The following is a 22,969-nucleotide window of genomic DNA, read 5'->3' as shown; positions in this document are numbered from 1 at the left end:
AGGCCCAGCTCAACGCCATCGGCTACGACACCGTCATCACCAAACGACCCGACCACGCCACCCAGGCCGCCTGACCCGGCGCGGTCACCCCACCGAAGGTGCCCGTTCCAGCGTGGGCGCCCACCGGAAGGCGCCTGTCCCAGCGTGGTCGCCTCGCCCTGGGCCGCGTTGCGCTGATCGGTCACGTTCTATTTCCCTCTAGGTAGTAGCATGCCGCCCGTGCTGACGGGCGTCCTGTGCACGTGACGTCGCAGGCCGCGCGGGTCGGGGCCGTCGAGTTGCGTAGCTCGACCGAATGGAACCCCCTCGCCGACGAATCACGTGTTCGACGTGAACAGCACCTTTCCGCCGCTCTGTGCCGCTTTCGTGATCGCTTCCCCGACCTGGTCGAAACCGTAGGTGGCGGCGACCGGGGTCGAGATCGTGCCGGCGGCGACCAGCGACGTCAGCTGATCGAACATCGCCGCGATCTCGTCCGGTTTGGCTGACTGATACCAGTAGCGAAGCCAGAAGCCGCGTATCGTCTGCTTCTTGAAGATAAGGTTGTGCGGTTGCGCGAGCATCGGCTTGCGGCTGGTCTGCCCGTAGGACACCAGCACGCCGCTTTCGGACAGGCAGTTCATCAGATTCATCGGCGATGTATCGCTGACCCCGTCGAGTGCCAGGGTTATCGGCGCGTTTCCTGTCTCCACCGCGACGCGTTCGGCAAGGTCGGGTCCGTCGACCAGCACAACGTCGCCGCCAAGCGTCTTCATTTCCGCGACGACCTCGTCACGACGGACGACGTTGACCGTTCGCAGCCCGAGCGATTTGCCGATCGCAACTGCTGCCCGCCCGACGCCGGAGTTGGCGCCGTTCTGGATGACCCAGGATCCGCGCGGCAATTTCACGATGTCGGTCAGCAGGAGATAGGCCGTGGGTGGGTTGACCCCCATCATCGCGAACTGGTTGATGTCGCCTGGTGGCAGCGGCCGCAGCCAGGGTGCGTCGGTCTTGATGCGCTCGGCCCAGGTCGGGTGCAGGAACGGCACCAGCGTCCGGTCGCCTTCCGTCAGATGTGTGACGCCCGCGCCCACCGCGACGACGCGGCCGACTCCTTCCGTGCCCATAATGGCGGGGAGCCGTGGCCGATAGCCATAGTCGCCGGCAATCATCGTAAAATCGTACTGATTGATCGGCGAGGCTTCGACGGCGATCACCACTTCGCCGGTCGCTGGCGCACCGACATCCGGGATGTCGACGGTTTCGACGACTTCGGCCGGATCGCCGAACGCCTCGATCTGGATCGCTTTCACGCTGGATTCCCTTCTTCACCCGCGATGGCAGCTCCGACCCCTGGGTACCTCAGGTCACCACGGCACGTTTGCCCCTGCAACTCACGTCCAGCACCGAAGACCTTCCCAGTCACGGCGCTCTACTCGCCGGTCCCGTCCGTCCTACACGGCAGTCCACGACATGCGACGCGGAACTGATCGGCTCCTGCGCCTGGTTGCCAGCACGCTCGTCGCGTTGTCGACGAATATCACGGTCACCCCATGCGATAATATGTATTTCAGAAACATTTGACATTCATATCCTGATGACACGTCCTTCACCAAACGTCGCATCACGTCAGCGCGGTCGGCGCCCAACGCGGGCGGCGGGCTCGCGTGGCCGCCGGCGTGCCGTGCTCGATCCAGTGACCTGTTCGCAAGCCGTGTAGTACCTGCTTGAGGGGGTAGGCGACGCCCGGTGCAATGACTGCGGGGGAGAGCCGATGCCGGATGTGTCGCCCGTTCTCGTAACCGGCGCAGCGGGACGCGTGGGAGCGGTCGGTAGGACCACCGTGGAGCTCCTACGGAACCGGGAAGTGCCGGTCCGTGCGTTCGTACACAGCGAGGACGAGCGTGCCGAGGCTCTCCGTTGAGGGTCACGGTCTCGAGGAAGTCGGCGGCGAGCAGGGCGTGGGCCTGGGAGCGGAGGAAGTCGGCCCAGCTGGTCGCGGTGCGGTCGGGTGCGGGGTCGATGCCCGCGTCGCGCATGATCTCCCAGACTGTGGATGGGGCTACTTTGATGCCGAGGGTCAGGAGTTCGCCGTGGATCCTTCGGTAGCCCCAGCTGCTGTTCTCCTTGGCCAGGCGCGGCACCAGGAGACGGATTGAGGCCACGGTGCGGGGCCGGCCACGCCGGCGGGGACGGGAGATGGCGGYGTGGTGGCGGGTGATCAGGTCGCGGTGCCAGCGCAGGAMAGTTTCCGGGCGCACCAGAAGCCGCAGGCCGTGCAAGGTTGGCCGGGGCAGCGGACGCAGGAGTGCGGCGAGCAGGGCGCGGTCGGCGGGCTKGAMCYGGATCCGTTGRCCGTCGAGCTGGCGTTGMAGCACGGCGATCTGGTGGCGCAGGGTGAGGATCTCGATGTCCTTGTCACGGTCGCCGTAGGGCAGCAGGCGTAGCAGGGCGAACGCGTTCGTGACACCGAGGTAGGTCAGCCGAAGCAGCACGAACCGGCATCCGCCCGCAGCCATGGGCCGTACCGGGCGAGGGCCGGACGCTGGAGGGGGCACGACCAGTCCTGACGGCCGTGACTGCCCTGACCAGCGCGGATGGGATTTTCGGCAGGCACACAGTGGAGCGATGAGAGACCACGAAAAGCGACGTGGTACCGGCGAATAAAGTGGTCCTAAAATGGCTCTCGGGCGCCCACCAGGCCAGTAGATCTTGCAAACCTGCTGGTCAGGCTCCCGCGATAGGACTCGAACCTATAACCTGCCGGGATGGACCAGGAGGCCTGTCGGCTTCCTCCGATGACCGTCAAAGCTCTTTGGTAGCAGCAGCTTCTGGCCGCCGACGTTCGTCGTGATCTTGCGCTAGCTGTTGGCGATCTTCGTAGTTTTCTGTGGGTAATGTGTGGGCTGTGGGAGGTACAGGCAGACCCGAAACCCCGCCCGGGACCTATGGCAAGATTCGCGTCTACCGGGCCGGTTCCAGCTTTCGCGCGATGACGCTCTACCGCGAGTTCGATGGGAGCACCTCGCCCGTCGAACGGTACGGACCCACCATGGCCGCGGCCGAGCGCAACCTCAAGAAGGCCCTCGCTGACCGCGTCACGGCGGCTGGCGGCGGTGACGAGATCACCCCAGAGTCCCGGGTCAAGGCTCTCGCCGAGCACTGGTGGACCGAGTTCCACCAATTGGACAGGTCACCCGGCACCCTGCAGCTCTACCGGGACCGGCTCGACAACCAGATCATCCCCGGCCTCGGTCAGCTGCGAGTCCGTGAGCTGACCACCGGCGCGGTCAACCGCTTCATCAAGACCGTCGGCCACAACCACGGCGCCGCGATCGCGAAGGTGTGCCGGACGGTGCTGAGCAACATGTGCGGCCATGCCTGCCGGCTCGACGCGATGAAGATCAACCCTTGCCGCGAAGTGGCACCGGTCAGGCCCAAGGTCAAGAACCCGCCTCGAGCGCTGTCTACTGTTGAGCTCGCGCAGGTCCGGGCCAGCTTCACCTACGACGACGCGGCGATGCGCCAGGAGCTGCCCGACATGATCGACGGGATGCTGTGCACGGCGCTGCGGATCGCCGAGGTACTCGCGATCCAGTGGCCCGACCTCGACCTTGAGGCGGGCACGCTCCTCACCGGCAGCGTCGTCGTGCGGGTCAAGGGCCAAGGGCTCCTCGTCAAGACCACGACGACGTCGAAGGTTCACGAACGACTGCTGGTGCTGCCGGGCTGGGGTGTCGACCTTTTCCGTCGGCGGCAGGAGAACCGCCGCGCGTCGAAAATTGCATGGGACCCGGTGTTCATGTCATCGGCCGGAACGCTCAAGGACCCGGACAACGCCCACACCCAGCTGCGGGAAGCGTTCGACCGGATGGGTTACACCTGGCTCGTCCCCCACCACTTCCGCAAGACCGCTGCCACTGCTCTCGACAAAGCCGGACTCACCCCACGCGAGATCGCCGACCAGCTCGGCCACTCTCGCGCCTCCATGACACTCGACACCTACATGGGCCGCGGCATCGTCAACCCCCGAGCCGGAAAGGCACTCGAACGCCTCAGCCCCGCCGAGCTTCGGGTGCGAACCTGACGATCAACGGTGTCGCTACTTGTGTCACTCTGCGCGCATGCGGATAGAGGAGACACCGGACGGGCAACACGACGACAGATCCGGCGACGGGAACGATCACGGACAGTCGCCCTGAGCCGCACGCAAAGCCAGGATCCGCGATCGGATGGAGCAAGACAGGTCAGGGCTCGAGCCCCTCCCGCCCCACCCTGCCCCACAGTGGGCCGCTTACCTGGGCAAGTAGATTGTAGCTATCAGGCTCGGTGCGTGGAAATCTTCTATCCGTGCAGTTCAGCGGGCACGGGAAGCCGGTTCGTACAATGCCGGGCTCCTCGAACGTGTGCCGGCTCCGGTGGTGGCTGTCAACGCCGGGCACAGTTCATTTGGCACCCGGCGTGCCGTCTTCGGGTCGCCGCGTTACCGACCTCGACAGCGAGGCTCGTCACTGTCGTCGGACCCGCCGTCGGCCCGATGACTCCCTCGGCCGAGGCCCCGACGCCGCGCCACGCCACCATCCACGTTGGACTGGTTCTCCGCGGCGACCTGGGCGATCGTGTCGGGGATCGTCACCTTCAGCCTCACCTGCCAGTCGCCGGTGGTGCCGGCGGGCAGCGGCTGCTGCCTGGTGCCGGCGGCCCCGCCGCCGCTGCCGTCGCCCCCGCCGGCCTCGTCAGCCGGCCCCGCGGGGCCGTCCTGCTGGTCGACGATGACGGCGCCAGCGTCGTCCGGGTCGACGCTCAGCACCAGGCCCAGCGACAGGAGAAGCGTGAGCGGCACGGCTGGGACGGCCAGCGATTCGGCCTTCCGGGCGGAGCCTGCGGTCCTGAGAACTCCGAAAATGACATGGTCGATCCCTTTCTGAATGGGTGCCGGCTTCGCGGGACTGGATTCCGGTGCCGTGGACGGTGCGCGGTCGTCGGTCGTGGGTGGGTCAGGCCGGCGGACTTCCCCCTCGGGTGCGCGTCGGCAGATATGAGCGCAGCTCGTCCGCGAGCGTCCGCACGTCCTGGTACCAGCCGCGCAGTTCGGCGGCGGTCGGGGAGAGTTCGTACGGGTGGTGGTGCACTGTGCGGGAGAGGACCGCCCAGAGGTATTCCGCGCGGCTGGGAACGGTCGGTTCGAGGGCTCGCGCACTGTGCAGACTGAGCAGTCGCGCGCGCATCGACACCTGCACGACCTCCGGGCGTTCCCGGGCCCACAGTTCGTTCACCGTGGCTTCGAGCGCGAGCCGCAGCAGCCAGGCGCAGGCCCGTGGCCAGAACCCCGCGACACCTGCTGGTGCGCCACGGAGGAGGCCGTCAGCGACGTCCAGGTAGCGATCCGCCGCCTTCAGGTAGTGATCAGCGGTGTTCGGGTGGCGACCGGTGGCGCTCATCGAAGCTCGCCGAGCTTGCCGACGAGGTCGGTCGACTGCCGCACCAGGTCGCTGAGGTCACCGGCCCAGGGCTCGTGGCCGCGTTCCTTGATGGTCCGGTAGAAACTCCCGGCCGACGCGCCCCACTTGTTGGTGATGTAGGACGCGACCTTCTTCTCCTGGGCGGTGTCGTTGAAGATCGCGAGCGCGGCCTTCGACCCCGTCCGGCGGGCAGCGGTGATCGCGGCCTCGACGTCGTGATGGCGGTCGCCGGCGGTGAGCCGTCGGCGGCGGTGGATGTCGAGGCACACGGCGTCCACGGCCGACCTGCAGAAGGCGGGGACCAGCACCGCCTTGATGTCATCCGGCAGGCCGTCGGTCAGCGTAAGCGCCTCGGCCTCGTTCAGCCACCGCGCTGCCGGGTCGAGAGACGGCCTGATGTCGACGACCGACTGCTCCGCGCGGATGACGTCCAGGTGGTAGGTGGGAAAGGCGCTCGGGCTGAACCGCCGCACCGCGTCGGCGAGCCGGTCGTCATGGGTGAAGACGACAACCTGACGGGTTTCGGCGGTGCGTAGCAGCACCCGCGCGAGCCCGTCGACCTTCGCCGGATCCATCGCCTGCACCGGGTCGTCGATGACGACGAACCGGAACGGGCTTTCGGGAACGGTGGCGCGCGGCAGGAACAGCGCGAGCCCGAGGGCGTGCAGTTCGCCCTGGCTCATCACGCCGAGCGCGGTGCCACCCGCGCCATCGACGGTGACGTCGAGCACGAGCCGGCGTCGGGTCGCCGTACCGCGCAGCCGCACCGGGCCGAGATCGACATTGCTTTCCTGGCGGAGTTCGCCCCAGATGGCCTGCTGCTGCGCGGCGAACGGCGCGAGCCGCTCGTCCCGCAGGCGTTCGAGCAGCTGCTTCAGGAAGTCGCCGGCCTCCTTGAGGGCGGCCAGGTGCGGCTGGAGGGAACGGGCGCGGCGGGCGGCGTCGAGCCAGTCCTGGGCCTGCCGCGCCAGCGGTGACCAGGCGGTCTCGAAGTCGTCCAGGCGAGAGCGGGCGTTGGACCTCAGCGCGTCCACGGCGGTGACCAGTGCCGTGTGCCGGACGACAAGCTCGTCGGCGAGTGCGGCGGGGTCGACGACGGCGCGGAGCCCGTCCCAGGCATCCCAGGCGGCCCGGGTTCCGGCGGCATCTTCCGCGACCGAATCGACGACCTCGGCGGCGGTCAGGCCACCCGCGGGATCGGTGCCGAGGATGTCCGGGCGCCGTTCCACCAGCGCGTGGGCCGCGGCGAGAGCGTCGCGCAGCCGGAGGTCGGCGTCGTCGGCCTCCTTCGCGAGGATGCCGAACCTGTCGGCCTCGGCGGCGGCGGCCGCACGCCAGGTCCCGTCAAGCGTGCCGACCCCGCACAGGGGGCAGGTGCTGTCTCCGTGCTCCTGGTGGTGACTGAGCCCGGCACGCAGCAGCCCGGCGACCCGGCGGGCGTCGGCGGCGGGTGTTCCGGCCGTGGCGCCCGCCCGCGCGACGGCGGACCGCAGTCGTGCCGCGCCGTCGGCCACGTCGGCCGGGTCGGGCACGGTGAGCGCGGTGAGGCGCCGCAGTGCCGCCACCTCACCGTCGACACCACTGCCGCCGGCAGCGGGGCTGTTGCCGCTGCCCCCGCTGACCGCAGATTGCGCGCTGTCGAGATCCCACGCCTGGGAGACCTTCGAGGCGAGCGCCGCCGAGACGGCCTTCGCCCGTGGGTCGTCCGAGGTTGCGAGGGCGGCGAGCAGCACCGTTCGGCCGTCGCGGACCGCCTTGTGCGCCTTGTCGAGGTCGCTGTGCGTCTGTTGCAGCAGGGTGTGGGTGTCGGTCAGCTCGGTGAGCCGGAGCAGCCCGCTCAGCGCATCGAAGATCTTCGCGCTGCCGTCCGTGATCAGGCCGCTCAGCTCCGAGTAGGCGAGGAACGGCCGGAAGTCGGCGAGTGCCTCCCGCCACGGCAGGTCGGCCAGCGGGCGGGCGGTCTCGCCGGGCAGGCGCACCGTGGTCGTCGCGGCCAGCAGGTCGGTGTCGTCCGCGTGCCAGGCCCGTACGACCCGGATGGGCCGTGGCGTGCCCTCTGACGTCAGCTCCACCTCGACCCTGGGTGCGTCCCCGCAGTGCAGGTTGCGCCAGCCGTCCCGCCAGATCTTCCCGCGCTGGAGGCGCTCGTTCGTCCCGGTGAGGGCCAGTTCGACGGCCTCGGCGAAGCTGGACTTCCCGGAGCCGTTGCGACCGGTGACGAGCGTGAGGCCGGGGCCGGGCCGCAGGTTGAGCGTCTTCGTCGGGCCGATGCCGCGGAAGCCGCAGACCGAGATGGCGGTGAGATACATGCCCGGGATCGCGGCTGCGTCGGGACGGACGGCTCGTTGCGGCGCTGACGGGCGCGGTGTCGTGGCGCCACCGAGAACGCCAGCCAGGGCGTCGGCCCCCTCGAAGGCGGCGAGCACCAGATCGGCGGCCAGGTCGGACGCGCCGGCCTCGGCCAGTTCGTCGAACAACTGCTCGTAGAGGGCGCTTCGCGTCGGGTTCATGGTCGTGACCTCCGCGGGGGCGAGAGGGTGTGGTGCCCGGGCCGCCCCCCGAGCGGCCCGGACGGAGATCACTGTGCTCCTGAAGACTCGAAACTTATAACGAGAAGCCTGATAAACCGGCTTATCACTCGCCAGCGTTGATAGCAGGATGCGTCCCAGTACTCTGTGTGAGTCGCCGGAGCGATCGGAGGAGGTGCGCGGTGGAGGGCGCTGGGCCCACCTTGACGCTGCAGGACGTCGCGGATCTGGCGCGGGTTCGTCGTCCGGTCGTGAGCATGTGGCGTAACCGCCCGCGCGTACGCGGTCAGTACCTGCCCTTTCCCGACCCGGTGGAGACCTCCGGCGGGATAGAGCGATTCCCGCGCGAAGATATCGTCGCGTGGCTGGCGCGTACCGGCCGGGGCAACAACGCGGAGGCGAATCTCGACGCACCGGCGTTGAGCGTGCCGGAGGGCGTTTCGCTGGACGAGCTCGTCACCTGGCTCTGTCTGGCGACGCTCACCGGGCAGGAGTTGGCCGAGACGACACCGGAGCAACGTCTCGCGCGAGCGCGTTCGGTCGACCCCGATGACGAGATGCTGCTACGCGAGATAGCGGTTGCTGCGCCGGCTACCAGCACCCTGGGGTTTGTCGACGACCTGGTGGAGGCGTCGTACGGCGCTCGCGAGGCACTTGACCGCCTGGAGCAGGGCCGGGCGGCCCGAGCGCGGGGCGCGCGCGACCTCACGTCCGAGGTGGTCGGCCTTATTCACGCCGTCGCTGATGCCTGCGCACTCCACCTCGCCCCAGATGGCGTGCCGCTCGTGCACGTCGGCCCCGTCACGAGCGTGACCCTGGCGATCGCCGAGTCGTTCGCCCAACTCGCGGTCGCCGGTGACACTACGGACCTTCGCGACCTCAGGCGGCGGGCGGCGATACGCGGCATCGAGACGGCCGGAGCAGCGGTGGCGCCGAGCGTCCGCGTGATGTCGGTCGTCGGCAGGACGGCGGACGAGATCCTCGATCTGCTCGACAACGTCGTGCTCGACCTCGGCGACGGTGAACTTGCGGTGGTTGTCGGCCCGGCAGCCGTCCTGTGCGACGACCTTCACGGCGAGCAGGAGAAGCACCGCGCGCAGACACTTCGTTCCGAAAGCCTCGCCGTCGCGCTCCGACTGCCCCGGGGTCTGTGGCGGGAGGCGCATCGGCAGGCGCTGGGCCTGTGGGTCTGCGCGCCCGGCGGCTTCACGCGGCACCCGCTGGTGGCCGACCTGGCCGCGTTCACGCGGGACGAGCTGGACCTCGACGACCTCGCCTCTGACGTGACCGCCGCCGTAGCCGCCACGGCGCTGGCCGTCCGTAGCCGGGCGTTCCGCTATCTTCGCCCGCACGATCTGCAGCGCATCCTGAGTGCCCGCGCCGTCGTCGTGCCTCGCGGGGCACGGGCGGCGCGGCTGGCCACGACGGAGCTTGACCGGCACATTGCCGCGATCAACACGGGCACGCTGGTGACGAGCGAGCCGATCCAACCTTTCGACGTCCTGGTCGAGCGCGCCCCAGGGTCGACGCTGCTGAGTCGGCGGTCGCTCGGCGAGCTGACGGGAATGAAGCATCTACGGGTGCTGCGCGGCAGCCGAATCAATCCCGGACACGCCGATCCGGCCGGGTCGGTGCGAGTTCTGTCGGCGATCGACCCACTCCGTTCGATGCTGCTGGACCCGTTCGACGCGGCGCGGTTGTACCCGCAGGCAGCCCGTACCGAGCCGGGGGATGTGGTGATCGCGGAGCGGCCCCGCCCCGTCGCGACGGTCGACGACCACGGCGGATCATTAGTGGCCTCACCGTCGAGGATTCTCAGGATCGGACCGGGTGCCGGTATCGGCCCGCACGCGGTGGCAGCGATCATCAACCGGCTGCCAGACGAGCCCGCCGAGTGGCAGACCTGGAATGTGCCGATCCTCGACACCGCCGAGATGGAGCAACTGGACGCGGCGCTCGTCGCGGCGGCGAACCACGAGGCGAGCCTGCGGCGCCACCTGGCCGCGACTGGGGATCTCGTCGCCGCCATGATCGACGGGGTCGCTGCCGGCGCGGTGACCCTGACCGTACGGACGACGCAGTAGGACCACGACGCAGGAGGAAGGACGGGCAGCATGCCGCCCCGCACCAAGAAGGAACCGTCGGCGCCCTCGACGATGAAGGAGCTCAAGGACACTCTCTGGAAGGCCGCCGACCGGCTCCGCGGCTCGCTGTCCGCGAACCAGTACAAGGACGTCATCCTCGGCCTAGTGTTCCTCAAGTACGTCTCCGACGCCTACGACGAGCGCCGCGAGGACATCCACGCCGAGTTGACGGCCGAAGGCTACGACGACGAGCAGATCGAGGATCTAATCGACGACCCCGAGGAGTACCAGGGGTACGGGGTCTTCGTCGTGCCGCCCCTGGCCCAGTGGACGTACCTAGCGGAGAACGCCAAGGGCCGGCCGGCGGAGGGCACCGAGCCCGCCAAGAACGTCGGCCGGCTCATCGACGAGGCGATGGACCTGGTCATGAAGGCCAACCCGACGCTGCAGGGCACGCTGCCCCGCCTCTATAACAAGGACAACATCGACCAGCGCCGCCTCGGCGAGCTGCTCGACCTGTTCAACAGCGCCAGGTTCAGCCGGCAGGGGGAGCACCGCGCCCGCGACCTGATGGGTGAGGTGTACGAGTACTTCCTCGGCAACTTCGCCCGCTCGGAGGGCAAGCGAGGCGGCGAGTTCTTCACCCCGCCGAGTGTGGTGCGTGTGATCGTCGAACTGCTGGAGCCCTCACAGGGCCGGGTGTATGACCCTTGCTGTGGGTCGGGCGGCATGTTCGTCCAGACCGAGAAGTTCATCTACGACCACAAGGGTGATCCGAAGGACATCGCCATCTACGGCCAGGAGAGCCTGGAGGAGACGTGGCGGATGGCGAAGATGAACCTCGCCATCCACGGCATCGACAACAAGGGCCTCGGGGCGCGGTGGGGTGACACGTTCGCCCGCGACCAGCACGCGGATGTGCAGATGAACCACGCGATGGCGAACCCACCGTTCAACATCAAGCATTGGTCGCGCAACACCGAGGACCCGCGCTGGAAGTTCGGCGTCCCGCCGGCGACCAACGCCAACTACGCCTGGATCCAGCACATCCTGTACAAGCTCGCCCCCGGCGGCAGCGCCGGTGTGGTGATGGCCAACGGCTCGATGTCGTCCAACTCCAACGGCGAGGGCGCCATCCGTGCCCAGATCGTCGAGGCCGACCTCGTCTCCTGCATGGTCGCCCTGCCTACCCAGTTGTTCCGCAGCACCGGCATCCCAGTGTGCGTCTGGTTCTTCGCCAAGGACAAGCGCGCTGGGGAGTACGGGGGTGTGGACCGCTCCGGCCAGGTGCTGTTCATCGACGCACGCGACCTCGGCTACATGGTCGACCGCGCCGAACGTGATCTGTCGAACGAAGACATTGCCAGGATCGCTGACACCTTCCACGCCTGGCGCGGCACCCGCTCCGCCGCCCAGAAGAAGCTGAGTTACAAGGACGTCCCCGGCTTCTGCAAGTCCGTAGGCATCCCCGACATCAAGGCCGCGGACTACGCCCTCACCCCAGGCCGCTACGTCGGCTCGGCCGAAGTCCAAGACGACGGCGAACTCCTCGACGACAAGATCCAACGACTCACAAAGGAGCTGCTGGCAGCGTTTGATGAATCAGCGCGCTTCGGAAAAATCGTCCGCGAGCAGTTGGAGCGAATCGGTGAGTGAGTGGCCAACACGTGCGCTGAGCGACCTGATTAGCCTTCAACGCGGATATGATCTTCCAACTAGCACGCGAACCGCTGGCACGGTGCCAGTCGTGGGCTCAGGCGGTATATCCGGCCGGCACAACGAGGCCCGCGAGGAGGGCCCAGGCGTCGTCGTCGGTCGAGCGGGTGCGTCTATCGGGAAGCCCACACTAGTAAAGGGTCCCTATTGGCCACTCAATACCTCGCTCTTTGTCAAAGATTTCAAGGGAAATAACCCGCGCTGGGTGTACTACTTGTTCGAGATCACGGACTTCACCGGATTCAACTCAGGCGGGGCGCAGCCGATGTTGAACCGAAACTACATCGCGGGGCTACAGGTACAGACCCCCGAAATATCGGAACAGCGCGCGATCGCGGACGTTCTGGGGGCACTCGACGACAAGATCGCCGCCAATGACCGGGCTCTGCGTCTCTGCGTGGAGCTGTCCGACGCCAAGTTCACGCAGGCCGTCAAGAATATTAAGCCTGGCGACAGGACGTTTGGCGACATGGCTGAAGTCGGTGGAGGAGGAACCCCGAAGACCTCGGTCGACGAGTATTGGAACGGAGATATTTGGTGGGCGACGCCGACCGATGTGACCGCTCTCGCAGGTCCTTACCTGTTCTCAACAAGCCGCACAATTACACCAGCGGGGTTGAGTTCATGCTCCTCGGCGCTCTACCCTAAGGGTTCAATCCTGATGACATCACGGGCCACTATCGGCGCCTTTGCTGTTACTCAACTGCCGGTGGCGGTGAATCAGGGCTTCATTGTCGTCAATGCTAGGGATTCCAGGTATCAGCACTGGCTCTTCCATGAGATGCGCGCTCGGACATCGGAATTTATTAGTCACGCCAACGGTGCGACTTTCCTTGAGCTGAGCAGAGGCAAGTTCAAGCAGTTCTCGGTTCGGGTCCCTCGTGCAGATATTGCGCACGGCTTCTCTCGAGAAGTGGGTGCGATTCACGCGGCCGCCGCGCAGATGACTGTTGAATCGAGAAAGGCCGCTGAAGCGCGCGACGAACTGCTACCACTACTCATGTCCGGCAAGATCCGCGTACGGGACGCGGAGAGGGTCGTGGAGGGGGTTGTGTGATGGCGGGGCAGTCGGGGTTCAGTGAGGCGGACTGGGAGGGGGTGGCGCTGGAGACGCTTGCTGAGCAGGAGTGGCGGGCGCTGCCGGGGAGCGCTGTCGCGCCGGGCGCCGGGAACGGGCGGGCGTCGTGGGATGACATCGTGCTTCCGGGCCGGGCGCTGGCCGCGATGCGCACGCTGAACCCGCAGGTGCCGGCGGAGTACCTGGAGCAGGCGCTGGCGGAGATCATCCAGCCGACCTCGCAGGATGCCATCGCGGAGAACTACCGGCTGCACCAGATCTGCGTCCAGGGCTATCGGGGGATCAGCTACATTGACGCTGACGGTGTCGAGCAGAACCCCACCATCCGGTTGGTCAGTCATCAGGTCGGCGACAACGAGCTGCTCGCGGTAAACCAGGTCACCGTCCGGACGGCGGAGATCGAGCGCCGTTTCGACGTAGTGCTCTACCTCAACGGCCTGCCGGTCGCGATCTTTGAGCTGAAGCGGGCAGGGTCGGCCAAGGCCGACCTCGACGCCGCGCACGCCCAGTTGGTGACGTACCTGCGTGAGTTCCCGATGGCCTTCCGGTTCGCCGTCGTGACAGTGATCAGCGACGGGATCACCGCCCGCTACGGCACCCCGTTCACGCCGCTGAACCACTACTCGCCCTGGAACGTCGACGATGATGGCAAGCCGGTGAAGCTCGGCGAACCCGTCGATGACGTGCATCTCGGCACCGAGCTCGAGTTTCTGATCGAGGGTGTGTTCAACCCCGAACGGTTTCTCCAGTTGCAGCGCAACTTCACCGCCTTCGACGGCGGGGCCGATGGTTACGCGAAGCGGATCGCGAAGCCCCACCAGTACTTCGCCGTCGCCAAGGCGGTCGGCACGACGGTCGCCGCCGTCGAAAGCAACGGCAAGGCCGGTGTCGTGTGGCATACCCAGGGCTCGGGCAAGTCCATGGAGATGGAGCTGTACGCCCATCTGGTGGCCGTCCAGCCCAAGCTCAAGAACCCGACTCTCGTCCTGGTGACCGACCGCCGGGAGCTGGACGGCCAGCTCTTCGAGGCATTCAATCGCTCCCGCCTGCTGAGCGAGTCTCCGGTCAAGGTGACGACCCGCGCGCAGCTACGCGACGAGCTGGCCAGCCGTGCGACGGGCGGCATCTACTTCACCACGCTGCAGAAATTCGGCCTCAGCAAAGCGGAGAAGGACGCCGGCCTCGATCATCCGCTGCTGTCGGAACGGCGCAACATCATCGTCATCGCCGACGAGGCGCACCGCAGCCACTACGACGACCTCGACGGCTACGCCCGCCATCTCAAGGACGCCCTGCCGAACGCCGCGCTGATCGCCTTCACCGGGACGCCGATCTCCTTCGAGGACCGCAACACCCGCGAGGTGTTCGGCGACTACATCGACATCTACGACCTGACCCGGGCCGTCGAGGATGGGGCGACCGTCCCCGTCTACTTCGAACCGCGGCTGCCGAAGGTCGCTCTGGCTAAGGACATCAGCGAGGAAGATCTCGACCGGGCCGCCGACGAGGCCACGGCCGGGCTTGACGAGGTGGAGCGGACGAAGATCGAGAAATCGGTCGTCGTGATCAACGCCGTGTATGGGGCGCCGGCCCGGCTGGCCTCGCTCGCGAGCGAGATCGTCACGCACTGGGAGACTCGCTCGGGGGAGATGCGCAAGTTCATCGGCTCGCCGGGCAAGGCGTTCATCGTCGGCGCGACCCGCGAGATCTGCGCCCGCCTCTACGACGAGATCGTCACGCTCAGACCGGAATGGCACCACGACGCCGTCGACAAGGGTGTGATCAAGGTCGTGTACTCCGGCTCCGTGCAGGACGTCATGCCGGTGGCGAAGCATGTTCGCCGCGAGGGGCAGAACAAGACCATCCAGAAGCGGCTGCGTGACGCCGAGGACGAACTGCAGATCGTCATCGTCAAGGACATGATGCTCACCGGCTTTGACGCTCCGCCGCTGCACACGCTCTACCTCGACCGCCCGCTCAAGGGCGCCCTGTTGATGCAGACGCTGGCGCGGGTGAACCGCACCTTCCGTGGCAAGCCGGACGGGTTGCTCGTCGCCTTCGCCCCCTTGGTCGACAACCTGAGCCGGGCGCTCGCCGAGTACACCGACACCGACCGGGCCAAGAAGCCGGTCGGCAAGAGCATCGACGAGGCCGTCGACCTCACCACCACGCTTATAGCCTCCCTGAACGCGCTGTGCGCCGGCTATCCGTGGCGGAAGCAGTTGACCGGTGCCCAGAAGAGCTGGGTCAAGGCCGTCTACGGACTTACCAACTACCTGCGCTCCCCGACTACCCCCGGCAACCAGGCTGCGGAAGGCGAGGAGACTCTCGGCGACCGCTTCCGTAAACTGTCCAACCAACTGGCCCGGGCGTGGGCGCTGTGTTCGGGCAGCCAGACTCTCGAGCACCTACGCTCGACGGCGCGGTTCTACGAGGAAGTCCGGGTCTGGATGGGCAAGTTCGACGCCCAGCAGCGGCAGGCCGAGGGCAAACCGGTACCGGAAGAGATCCAGCGGATGCTCGCCACGCTGGTCGCGACCTCGACCGCCTCCGACGAGATCATCGACATCTACGAGGCCGCCGGCCTGCCGAAGCCGTCGCTCTCCAACCTGGGGCCGGAGTTCCACGTCAAGGCACAGTCAGCCTCGAACCCGCATCTCGCGATCGAGGCGCTTCGGGCACTTCTCGTCGAGGAGTCGAGCCAGGTCTCGCGGCACAACCTGGTGCGCCAGCGGGCGTTCTCCAAGCTTATCGCTGAACTGATGCGGAAGTACACCAACCAGCAGCTCACCTCGGCCGAAGTGATCGCCGAGCTCATCGAACTGGCCAAGGAGGTCGCCGCCGAGGGCAACCGCGGCCAGCACTTCAGCCCACCGCTCTCCGGCGACGAACTGGCGTTTTACGACGCGGTCAGCACCAACGAGTCGGCCGTCGCCCTTCAAGGCGATGACGTGCTCGCCCAGATCGCCCGCGAGCTGGTCGCGGTTATGCGCCGTGACGTCAAGACCGACTGGACCGTGCGAGACGACGTGCGCGCCAAGCTCCGATCGTCCGTCAAACGGCTTCTCGTCAAGTACAAGTACCCGCCGGACAAGCAGCCGGAGGCCATCCGCCTCGTGATCGAGCAGATGGAAGCTATGGCACCCCGATACGTCACGGGATAGCGGTTTCGTCCGTTAGAGATCGCCAGTGCACCCGGCTCAGTCGTGGGTATTCGCGTAGATGCTGCGAGATTAGCCGCTGTGTTCGGCGGTCTCGGCGAGCCTGAGGCCGAGCTTTTACGCGACCCGGATGTAGATGGCGTTCTCCGGGTGGATGACGCTGATCATCCGTTTCCGCGCCAGGACTCTGAAAGCATAGTCAAGCGCGGCCGCGCCGCCCTCGGTCGCGAGCCCTTCGCCCCTACCGCTCTCGGCGGACCGTCCACCCGAGTTCCGCAGTTGGTGGTCACACGAATCTGCTGATCATGGCTTTGGCCTGGGGGAACACGTGTAGGGCCGGGAGAGGGCGTGTGTCCACGCCCTGGCCGGCCCTGGCGGGGCTGCCGCGGGGTGATCAGCTGGGGTCGAAGGCGGTGACCCGGGCGGGTGGTGCGATGGAGACGTCCTGGTAGATGGCCTTCTGGGTCGGGCTGAGGGCGGTCGTCTGGGCGACGGTGCCGGCGGGGCCGGCGAGGGTGATCTGCATGATCCGGCCGGTCTGGCGACGCAGGGTGCGCCAGGTTTGCCCGGATCGGCGTTCGGCGACCCGGATGAGCAGGAGCGCGAGCCAGCAGAGCAGCACGTGCGCGCGGATGCGGTGCTCGAGCCGGTGGAACACCGGGCGCAGCAGCAGTTCGCTCTTCATGTCGCGGAAGCCGCGTTCGGCTTCCAGCAAGTTCTTGTAGCCCAGCGCGGCGTCCTCGGCCGTCAGGTCGGGGTCGGAGGTCGCGAGCAGGTACTTGCCGTCGAGGCGTTCCTCGGCCTTGACCTTGGCGCGGTCGATCGCGAGCCGGCCTTTCGGGGTCTGGCGGATCCAGCGGCCGAGCGAGGGGTGGTCGCGCAGCGCGCACTCGGCCCTGACGTGCGCTTGTTCGACCCGCTGGCGGGCGGTATCGGTGAGCTGCCGGTCGCGGTCGCGCTGACGCTGGTCGGCGATGCGGGCGAGTTCGGCCTCGATGCGGTCGAGGTCGGCGGTGCGCCGGGCCTGGTCGCGGGTCGCCTGGTCGGGGTTGTGACACAGGATGAACCGCGTCCCGTCGGCGTCGTCGAGGCGGATCTCCTTGACGCGCAGGTTGTCGCGGACGTCCTGGTAGCGGCCTTGGCGGGACAGGACCTGGTCGACGAGCGGGTTGCCGTCGCGCATCCGCATCCCGGCCAGGTAGTGGCCGCCGGCGCGGCGCAGGTAGGCCAGGTTCGCGGCCGAGGAGAAGCCGCGGTCGACGACGGTGATGACGCGGCCGAGCTTCCAACTGCGCAGGTCGTCGGTGACCTGTTCCAGCACACTCTGGTCGCCTGTGTTGCCGGGCCAGCACCAGACCCGCACCGGGATCCCCTCCCGGGTGACCGCCAGGCCGATCACGACCTGCGGCAGGTCGTCCCGGTGGTCCTTCGACTTGCCGTATTTGCGGAACCCCGGCGCCGGCTCGCCCACGTCGTCGGCGGCGGGCTGGTCGGCATCAGGGGTGTCGGTCTCGAAGTAGGTCGAGGTCGTGTCGAAGAACAGCAGATCCACTTCGAGGTTGAGCAGGTGGGCCACCGAGAAGAACACCGCCTCCTGCACCGCGCCGGCGACGTCGGCCTCGACGAGCAGGTCCATCGCCCGGTAGGCCTGGTCCTCATCCATCGACGCCAGACCCGGCACAACGACGTCCTCGCCGGCCCATTCGGCCGCGGACAGCTTCGACATCGGCGCCAGCGCCCGGTTCGCGACCAGCGCGAACAGCACCCGCTCCACCGCCGTGGTGAACCGCCGGTCCGCGACCGCCTTCTCCAGGGCGGTCGCGATGCCGAGCTCATGCCACAGCCCGTCAAGCAGCCACGTCCCGCCGATCGGCCGGGCGTCCGTGACCTCCATCGGCCCGGCTCCGGCGGCCAGCCCGGTCTCGCCGCAGCCGGCGGGGTCGTCCTGGCCGTCGCCGAAGTGCGTGCGGATCGAGGCGGCCAACCGGCGCAGCCCGTCGACGTCGACCGCCTCGACCCGGCCCAGGTTCATCAGCACCTGGGGCTTGACCGCCCCGTCGACGCGGTGGTTGTGGGCCAGCGCGACGTAGCGCACGACCGACCCGTCGGCGTTCCGCCGCTGCGTGAACCGCAGGTACATGCCCACACCAAACCACACAGACCCAGGCGGAGCAACCACGATCAGACCAGTCGTGTTACCACACTTTCGGCACCGCGAGCCCGATTTCCATGGTCGACAAGCCCGCTACCTGCGACTTCACGTCAGCGATCTTCACTGTGTGCCCACGAACTGCGGAACCCGGGTCCAGGCGACCTCCGTTTCCGGCCACCCGTACGCCTCGCGCAGCCCGACCCGGCGACCAGCCATCCGCTGTCGCTGGTCGCGTCGCTGCGGCGGCCGATGGGAGGCGCGCCGAAGCGTCCGCAACCGCTCGAGATTCGGAACGCTTGTTCGACTCGGTAGATGATATAGAGGTTGGCGCACCCACTGGCTCTTGTCCCTGGTCAGAGTCTCCGAACTGGCCCGCGCTGTCGCCCCGGCCCTGGCAGCGCTTCCTGCGGGGGCCTGTAGGAACAACGGCTCTGTTCCAACTTCTTACAGGACCGCGCTCCCGATCTCTCCTTGTGCCGCAACGGCCTGGCGCGCTGGGTGATCCGGCAGGCAGCATCTGGGCATGCGTGTTCTGTTGCTCGGAGGTACCTGGTTCCTCGGTCGGGCGACGGCGAACGAGGTCCTGGCGCGTGGGTGGGAGCTAACGGTCTTCACCCGCGGGCGGTCCGGTCCCGCGCCCACAGGGGCCGTCGCCGTGACCGGGGACAGGACGAGCCGGTACGACCTGAGCGCGCTCGCGGGCCGCGGGCCGTGGGACGTCGTCATCGACACGTCCGCCACCGACATGGCACCGCGGGAGGTACTAACGTCGGCCACGCTCCTGGAACCGGTGGCCGGCGCCTACGTCTTCGTGTCGACGGTCAACGTCTACCGGGACTGGCCGGACAAGCCGCTGGACGAAAGCTCGGAGGTCCTGGACGCTCCCGCTGATGCCGACGCCGAGTTCGGACGGCTGCCCGCGGACTGGACCGGGCCGGACTGGTACTACGGCCGGCAGAAGGCCGGCGCGGAGAAGGCGGTCCGCGAGACCTTCGGCGAGTGGCGGTCCGTGATCCTACGGCCGGGCGTCATCCTCGGGCCGGGCGAGTATGTCGGGCGCCTGCCGTGGTGGCTCACGCGCGCCGCCCGCGGCGGCACCATCCTGGGACCGGGCGATCCTGGCCGCCGCATCCAGCCAGTCGACGTCCGCGACCTTGCGTCGTTCGCCCTCGACCGGGCCGCCGCAGCCGAGGGAGGCAGCTACAACGTCACCGCGCCGGGCGACGAGACCTTCGGCGACCTTCTGGATGCCTGTGTCGAGGTGACCGGCCGGCGGGGCACCGTCGAGTGGGTCGCCGACGAGGTGCTGGTGGACGCTGGGATACGCCAATGGACGGAACTGCCGCTGTGGCGGACCAACGCCGGCGTGTGGGCTGTCGACTCGTCGGCAGCGCGAGCCGTGGGCCTGTCGACACGGCCCATCCGCGACACCGTGCACGACACCTGGCGATGGATGCAGGCGGGTGGCCGCCCGGTGGACAACCCCCGATGGCACGAGCACGGGATCTCCGCCGAGAACGAGGCAAGGGTGCTGCGCGCCGCCCGGTTGTCGGCGGTACAGACCGAGGTCAGCTCTCCGTCATCGGTGCGACTGGACGAATGAGATCGGCCTGCGCGGGCACCATCGCGGCCCAGTCCTCGATGGCGTCGCCGTAGCCCCGCAGGGCCTGAGCCTGGGCGAAGGCCGGTGTGACGAGCCGCAGGCGGATGGAGTTCACCCGCTGGATCACTCCGGTACCCCGCCAGGAGACCGGAAGCGTGAGGACGGCATCCAGCGCCGCGGCAGCGCCGTCGGCGTCGCCGCAGGCAAGCCGGGCATTCGCCAGATCGGCCTGAGCCTGCGCGACGAACATCGGTGGGCGTTGTTCGGCAGGCAGCGCGCTGTACTGGTCCAGAGCTGCCTGCGCATATGTGCAGGCAGCCTCCGCATCGCCGAGGAGAAGTGCCGTAGCGGCGTTGCTCATGAGCATGCGCTCGATGGTCATGCCGAACTCGCCGTCGATGTCGTGCAGGTCGTCGTGCTCTGAGGAGTCGGTGAGCGCCTCTGCTTCGGCCATGGCTGCCCGTGCCTGGGACGTCTCTCCGAGGTGGGCCCAGGCGCGGCCGGCGATGGCGGCGATCCTGCGGCGTCCAACAGTGCCGACCCCCGGCGCCTCCGCCGCCGCCAGGGCGTGGCGCACACCTTCGGCCGGGCGGCGTTGCCAGTACGCGATGTACGCGAGGGTGCCGTGGGCGAACGCCTGCAACGGGCCGAACTCGATCGTCTGCCCGTACAACGCGGCGGTGCGGGCGAACTGCGCAGCCGGCCGCAGCAACGACAGGTCGAAGCATGCGGAGCCGCAGAGCGCCGCCGCCTCGCCGGCGAGCAGATAAAGCCGGGACAACTGCCGGGGCGCCTTCGTCCGTTCAAGCGACCGCTGAGCGACATCAAGCAGCGCCTGAGCCTGCTGGTAGGCGTTGGGGAGGGTGATCGCGCCGTACTGTGCCGCCAGATGCCGCAGGTCGTCATCGAGCTGGTCGATGGTCAGGTCGGGGAGTGAGCACCCCGCCGCATCGGTAGCGTGCTCCGAGGCCTTCCGCGCTGTCATCTCCGCGCCCCCTGTGGCCGTAACCGGGTCCGGATCCGACGCGGCGGCGCGGTCCCCTGCCACCTGCGGAATCGGTAACGCCAAGCCAGCGGCATCGACTCGGCGACCGAGCGCCGGCATAAGGCGGAGGTCGGCGGTCTCCACGTCTTGCGCGGCTTCGGTGCGTGGGAGCAGGAGATTGAGCCGGCGCGCCTTGCGCTCTCGGTCGGCCTGGTCGCGCAGGGCTATGACCTGGCCGTCCGCGTCCAGAGCCTCGTCGAGCTTCTTGGCGAGCCCCTCCGACGGAACGTTGTGGCCGTTGACAGCCTCGGCGATCTGCTGGCGCCGGTAGCTAGTACGCCGGGCCAGCTCGCTGTTGTTGGTGCCCTTGCTCGCGATGACATGGCGCAGCAGGGCGGACAGCTCGGCGAGTGCGCCGTTCGGCTCCCCCTCGGCGAGCACCGTGCCACCTCCCTGCTGTCGCGGGATGCCGTGGATGCAACGACTAGGGACAGGCATCGCCCCCGCATGTTGCAGTCTGTGCAGGACCTTGTGCCGATTGTGTCATGGCTGCAACGGAAGCCGCACCGGCGAGCGCATGACTCCTCGGTCGGCGGCGCGGTTGTTCGTCCTCCACAGTTCATGATCGCGTGAAGTATCGACGACCGTCGTAGGGCCCGGATCGAGTCCACGGTTCATACATCAACAGGGAAGGTCCCGACCGACATGGTGCTGTCCACGGGGAAGGTCGCCGAGCCGGACGCGGGGCGGCTGCGCGCGGCGATGGTCGAGCGCCTCGCGCGCGGCCTGGACGCGCTCCGTCTTCCGATGTCGGACGCGCTGCAGTCGGCGTTGCTCCGGACGCCTCGCCACCTGTTCACGCCGGGGATTCCGCTGGAGCAGGCCTACGCGAACGAGTCGATCATTACCAAGACCGGCAGCGACGGGCTCAACCTGAGCGCTGTGTCCGCGCCGGGGGTCATCTCGGGGATGCTGGCCCAGGCCGGTGACCTCACGGGGAAGCGTGTCCTCGAGATCGGCAGCGGCGGATACAACGCCGCGCTCCTGCGAGAACTGGTCGGCCCCGCGGGCGAGGTTACGACGCTCGACATCGACCCGGAGGTCATGGACCGGGCGCGTACCTGCCTGGACCTGGCCGGCTACCACGACGTCCGCACCGTGTGCCGGGACGGCGAGTTCGCGGCGTCGGAGTACGCGCCCTTCGATTTGATCATCGTCACGGTCGGGGTCTGGGACGTCGCGCCGGAGTGGGTACGGCAGCTGGCTCCGAACGGCCGTCTTGTGCTGCCGCTGCGCACGCGTGGGCTGACCCGGTCATGGGCGCTGGACCGGGACGGCGACCGGCTGGTGGGCACAAGTCAGATTCAGTGTGGCTTTGTCCCAGTGCAGGGCATCGGCGAGCACCGCGGCCGGTCGGTCACGCTCGACGACGCGGGGGTGAGTGTCTGGCTGGACGAACTCGGCCCGGTGGACACCAGCGGGCTGGCCGGGGTGCTGACCCAGCCGCGCGCCGAAAGGTGGACCGGCGTCACGCTTCGGCGAGGCGAGCTGTGGGCCGACCAGGACCTGTGGCTGCTCGCCACGCCGCAGGCCTGTCAGATGACCAGCAGCGAGGACGCTGTCGAGCGAGGCGTGGTTGCCCCGTCCTGGCGCATCCTCACGCCGGCCCTGGCAGACGGCGACAGCCTGGCCTACCGCGCCCGGCTTCGGCCGCTGGATGACCCCGCGACGGTCTTCGAGATCGGCGCCTTCGGTCACGGCCCGCGCGGCGCTGACCTGGCCGAGCAACTCGCCGAGGAGATCCGCGGCTGGGAGCGGGCCCGCCGCGAAGGCGCCGAGCCGCGGCTGACCGTCGTCCCCGCTCGCGCCCCTGGCGAGAGCCTTCCGGACGGCTACGTCATCGCCAAGCGTCATTCCACGCTGGTCCTCTCCTGGGACCGCGCTACCTCCGCAACACCCTCACCAGATAGGAGCGCGCCATGACCGCCCCCACCACCACGGTGCCGTCGCTCGACGCCGACGAGCTCGGGTTCGACGAGTTCGACCTGGACGTGAGCATCGTGACCGCCGGCCTGCCCGCCAGCGGCTTCGACTCGGCCGACTGCACCAGCGACAACTGCTCCGCCACCGCCGAGAGCGCGGGCGTGACCTGCGAACAGCAGTAGATGGGCTGCGCCGGCTGACCCACGATCAGTAGCCCCAGGCCGATCGGAGGAAG

16 protein-coding genes are annotated in these 22,969 nt (G+C 68.2%); 8 read left to right on the top strand and 8 right to left on the bottom strand.

The genetic code is table 11. The features are described 5' to 3' along the window. Together BCD48_RS52895 and BCD48_RS09000 are read right to left on the bottom strand one after the other, a co-directional pair. A partial coding sequence (locus BCD48_RS52895) for a hypothetical protein (protein ID WP_206745004.1) occupies positions 1–185 on the bottom strand: 185 nt, incomplete at its 3' end. Positions 186–317: 132 nt separating this feature from the next. Next, entirely contained in the window at positions 318–1,295 is a 978-nt protein-coding gene (locus BCD48_RS09000; protein WP_071047862.1) for a zinc-dependent alcohol dehydrogenase family protein, read from the bottom strand. Between the two features lie 1,595 nt (positions 1,296–2,890). On the opposite strand from BCD48_RS09000, the gene BCD48_RS08985 reads away from it, so the two are divergent. Further along, the gene (locus tag BCD48_RS08985; protein WP_071047859.1) at positions 2,891–4,069 is read left to right on the top strand and encodes a site-specific integrase; all 1,179 of its coding nucleotides are present in this window, start codon (positions 2,891–2,893) and stop codon (positions 4,067–4,069) included. Positions 4,070–4,465: 396 nt separating this feature from the next. Here the strand turns inward: BCD48_RS08985 and BCD48_RS08980 are convergent, their stop codons facing one another. The 3 genes from BCD48_RS08980 to BCD48_RS08970 all read right to left on the bottom strand — a co-directional run bounded on the left by BCD48_RS08980 (position 4,466) and on the right by BCD48_RS08970 (position 7,954). Beyond that, positions 4,466–4,825 (bottom strand): hypothetical protein, encoded by a 360-nt coding sequence (locus tag BCD48_RS08980; RefSeq protein ID WP_071047858.1) that lies wholly within the window; start codon positions 4,823–4,825, stop codon positions 4,466–4,468. Between the two features lie 154 nt (positions 4,826–4,979). Further along, positions 4,980–5,423: a hypothetical protein gene (locus BCD48_RS08975; RefSeq protein WP_083418361.1), complete on the bottom strand. Its 444-nt coding sequence runs from the start codon at positions 5,421–5,423 to the stop codon at positions 4,980–4,982. Beyond that, complete coding sequence (locus BCD48_RS08970) at positions 5,420–7,954, bottom strand: AAA family ATPase (protein ID WP_071047857.1); 2,535 nt, start codon at positions 7,952–7,954, stop codon at positions 5,420–5,422. The genes BCD48_RS08975 and BCD48_RS08970 overlap by 4 nt, the downstream gene beginning before the upstream one ends. Positions 7,955–8,154: 200 nt before the next feature. Between BCD48_RS08970 and BCD48_RS08965 the strand changes: the two genes are divergently transcribed. Genes BCD48_RS08965 through BCD48_RS08950 form a run of 4 tightly spaced genes read left to right on the top strand, consistent with a single transcriptional unit; the run spans position 8,155 to position 16,014 of the window. Further along, positions 8,155–10,056, top strand: a complete 1,902-nt coding sequence (locus BCD48_RS08965) for a helix-turn-helix transcriptional regulator (RefSeq protein WP_083418360.1) — start codon at positions 8,155–8,157, stop codon at positions 10,054–10,056. Between the two features lie 30 nt (positions 10,057–10,086). Further along, positions 10,087–11,712 (top strand): class I SAM-dependent DNA methyltransferase, encoded by a 1,626-nt coding sequence (locus BCD48_RS08960; protein WP_071047856.1) that lies wholly within the window; start codon positions 10,087–10,089, stop codon positions 11,710–11,712. Beyond that, on the top strand, positions 11,654–12,829 hold the full coding sequence (locus BCD48_RS08955; RefSeq protein ID WP_083418359.1) for a restriction endonuclease subunit S: 1,176 nt from the start codon (positions 11,654–11,656) through the stop codon (positions 12,827–12,829). Before BCD48_RS08960 ends, BCD48_RS08955 begins: the two co-directional genes overlap by 59 nt. Further along, the gene (locus BCD48_RS08950; protein WP_071047854.1) at positions 12,829–16,014 is read left to right on the top strand and encodes a type I restriction endonuclease subunit R; all 3,186 of its coding nucleotides are present in this window, start codon (positions 12,829–12,831) and stop codon (positions 16,012–16,014) included. Before BCD48_RS08955 ends, BCD48_RS08950 begins: the two co-directional genes overlap by 1 nt. Positions 16,015–16,128: 114 nt before the next feature. Here the strand turns inward: BCD48_RS08950 and BCD48_RS55480 are convergent, their stop codons facing one another. Beyond that, positions 16,129–16,290 (bottom strand): GNAT family N-acetyltransferase, encoded by a 162-nt coding sequence (locus tag BCD48_RS55480; protein ID WP_349308002.1) that lies wholly within the window; start codon positions 16,288–16,290, stop codon positions 16,129–16,131. Between the two features lie 115 nt (positions 16,291–16,405). Further along, positions 16,406–18,151 (bottom strand): IS1634 family transposase, encoded by a 1,746-nt coding sequence (locus tag BCD48_RS08945; protein WP_071047853.1) that lies wholly within the window; start codon positions 18,149–18,151, stop codon positions 16,406–16,408. A 535-nt stretch (positions 18,152–18,686) separates the two neighbouring features. Here BCD48_RS08945 and BCD48_RS08940 point away from each other — a divergent pair. Continuing rightward, positions 18,687–19,766, top strand: coding sequence for an NAD-dependent epimerase/dehydratase family protein (locus BCD48_RS08940; protein WP_071047852.1), 1,080 nt, complete (start codon positions 18,687–18,689; stop codon positions 19,764–19,766). Here BCD48_RS08940 and BCD48_RS08935 read toward each other — a convergent pair. Continuing rightward, a complete protein-coding gene (locus tag BCD48_RS08935; protein ID WP_071047851.1) occupies positions 19,732–21,192 on the bottom strand; it encodes a hypothetical protein in 1,461 nt (486 codons plus the stop codon). The two genes, BCD48_RS08940 and BCD48_RS08935, sit on opposite strands and share 35 nt — an antisense overlap. Positions 21,193–21,456: 264 nt before the next feature. Here BCD48_RS08935 and fxlM point away from each other — a divergent pair, with 264 nt between their 5' ends. Both fxlM and BCD48_RS08925 read left to right on the top strand, forming a co-directional pair. After that, positions 21,457–22,734, top strand: a complete 1,278-nt coding sequence (gene fxlM, locus BCD48_RS08930; RefSeq protein ID WP_071047850.1) for a methyltransferase, FxLD system — start codon at positions 21,457–21,459, stop codon at positions 22,732–22,734. Further along, the gene (locus BCD48_RS08925; RefSeq protein ID WP_071047849.1) at positions 22,731–22,916 is read left to right on the top strand and encodes a hypothetical protein; all 186 of its coding nucleotides are present in this window, start codon (positions 22,731–22,733) and stop codon (positions 22,914–22,916) included. The genes fxlM and BCD48_RS08925 overlap by 4 nt, the downstream gene beginning before the upstream one ends. Positions 22,917–22,969: the final 53 nt, after the last annotated feature.

The sequence above is a fragment of the Pseudofrankia coriaricola genome (genome assembly GCF_001854805.1).
Taxonomy (GTDB): Bacteria; Actinomycetota; Actinomycetes; order Frankiales; family Frankiaceae; genus Pseudofrankia.
The sequence above is the reverse complement of the archived record's forward strand: the minus strand, read 5'-3'. Positions and strand labels throughout refer to the sequence as shown.

Bases quoted from the DNA above. Each gene is read 5' to 3' on its own strand.
- BCD48_RS08975 (WP_083418361.1), bottom strand. From the start codon at position 5,423: ATGAGCGCCACCGGTCGCCACCCGAACACCGCTGATCACTACCTGAAG.
- BCD48_RS08970 (WP_071047857.1), bottom strand. From the start codon at position 7,954: ATGAACCCGACGCGAAGCGCCCTCTACGAGCAGTTGTTCGACGAACTG.
- BCD48_RS08960 (WP_071047856.1), top strand. From the start codon at position 10,087: ATGCCGCCCCGCACCAAGAAGGAACCGTCGGCGCCCTCGACGATGAAG.
- BCD48_RS08955 (WP_083418359.1), top strand. From the start codon at position 11,654: ATGAATCAGCGCGCTTCGGAAAAATCGTCCGCGAGCAGTTGGAGCGAA.
- BCD48_RS08950 (WP_071047854.1), top strand. From the start codon at position 12,829: ATGGCGGGGCAGTCGGGGTTCAGTGAGGCGGACTGGGAGGGGGTGGCG.
- BCD48_RS08945 (WP_071047853.1), bottom strand. From the start codon at position 18,151: ATGTACCTGCGGTTCACGCAGCGGCGGAACGCCGACGGGTCGGTCGTG.
- BCD48_RS08940 (WP_071047852.1), top strand. From the start codon at position 18,687: ATGCGTGTTCTGTTGCTCGGAGGTACCTGGTTCCTCGGTCGGGCGACG.
- fxlM (WP_071047850.1), top strand. From the start codon at position 21,457: ATGGTGCTGTCCACGGGGAAGGTCGCCGAGCCGGACGCGGGGCGGCTG.
- BCD48_RS08925 (WP_071047849.1), top strand. From the start codon at position 22,731: ATGACCGCCCCCACCACCACGGTGCCGTCGCTCGACGCCGACGAGCTC.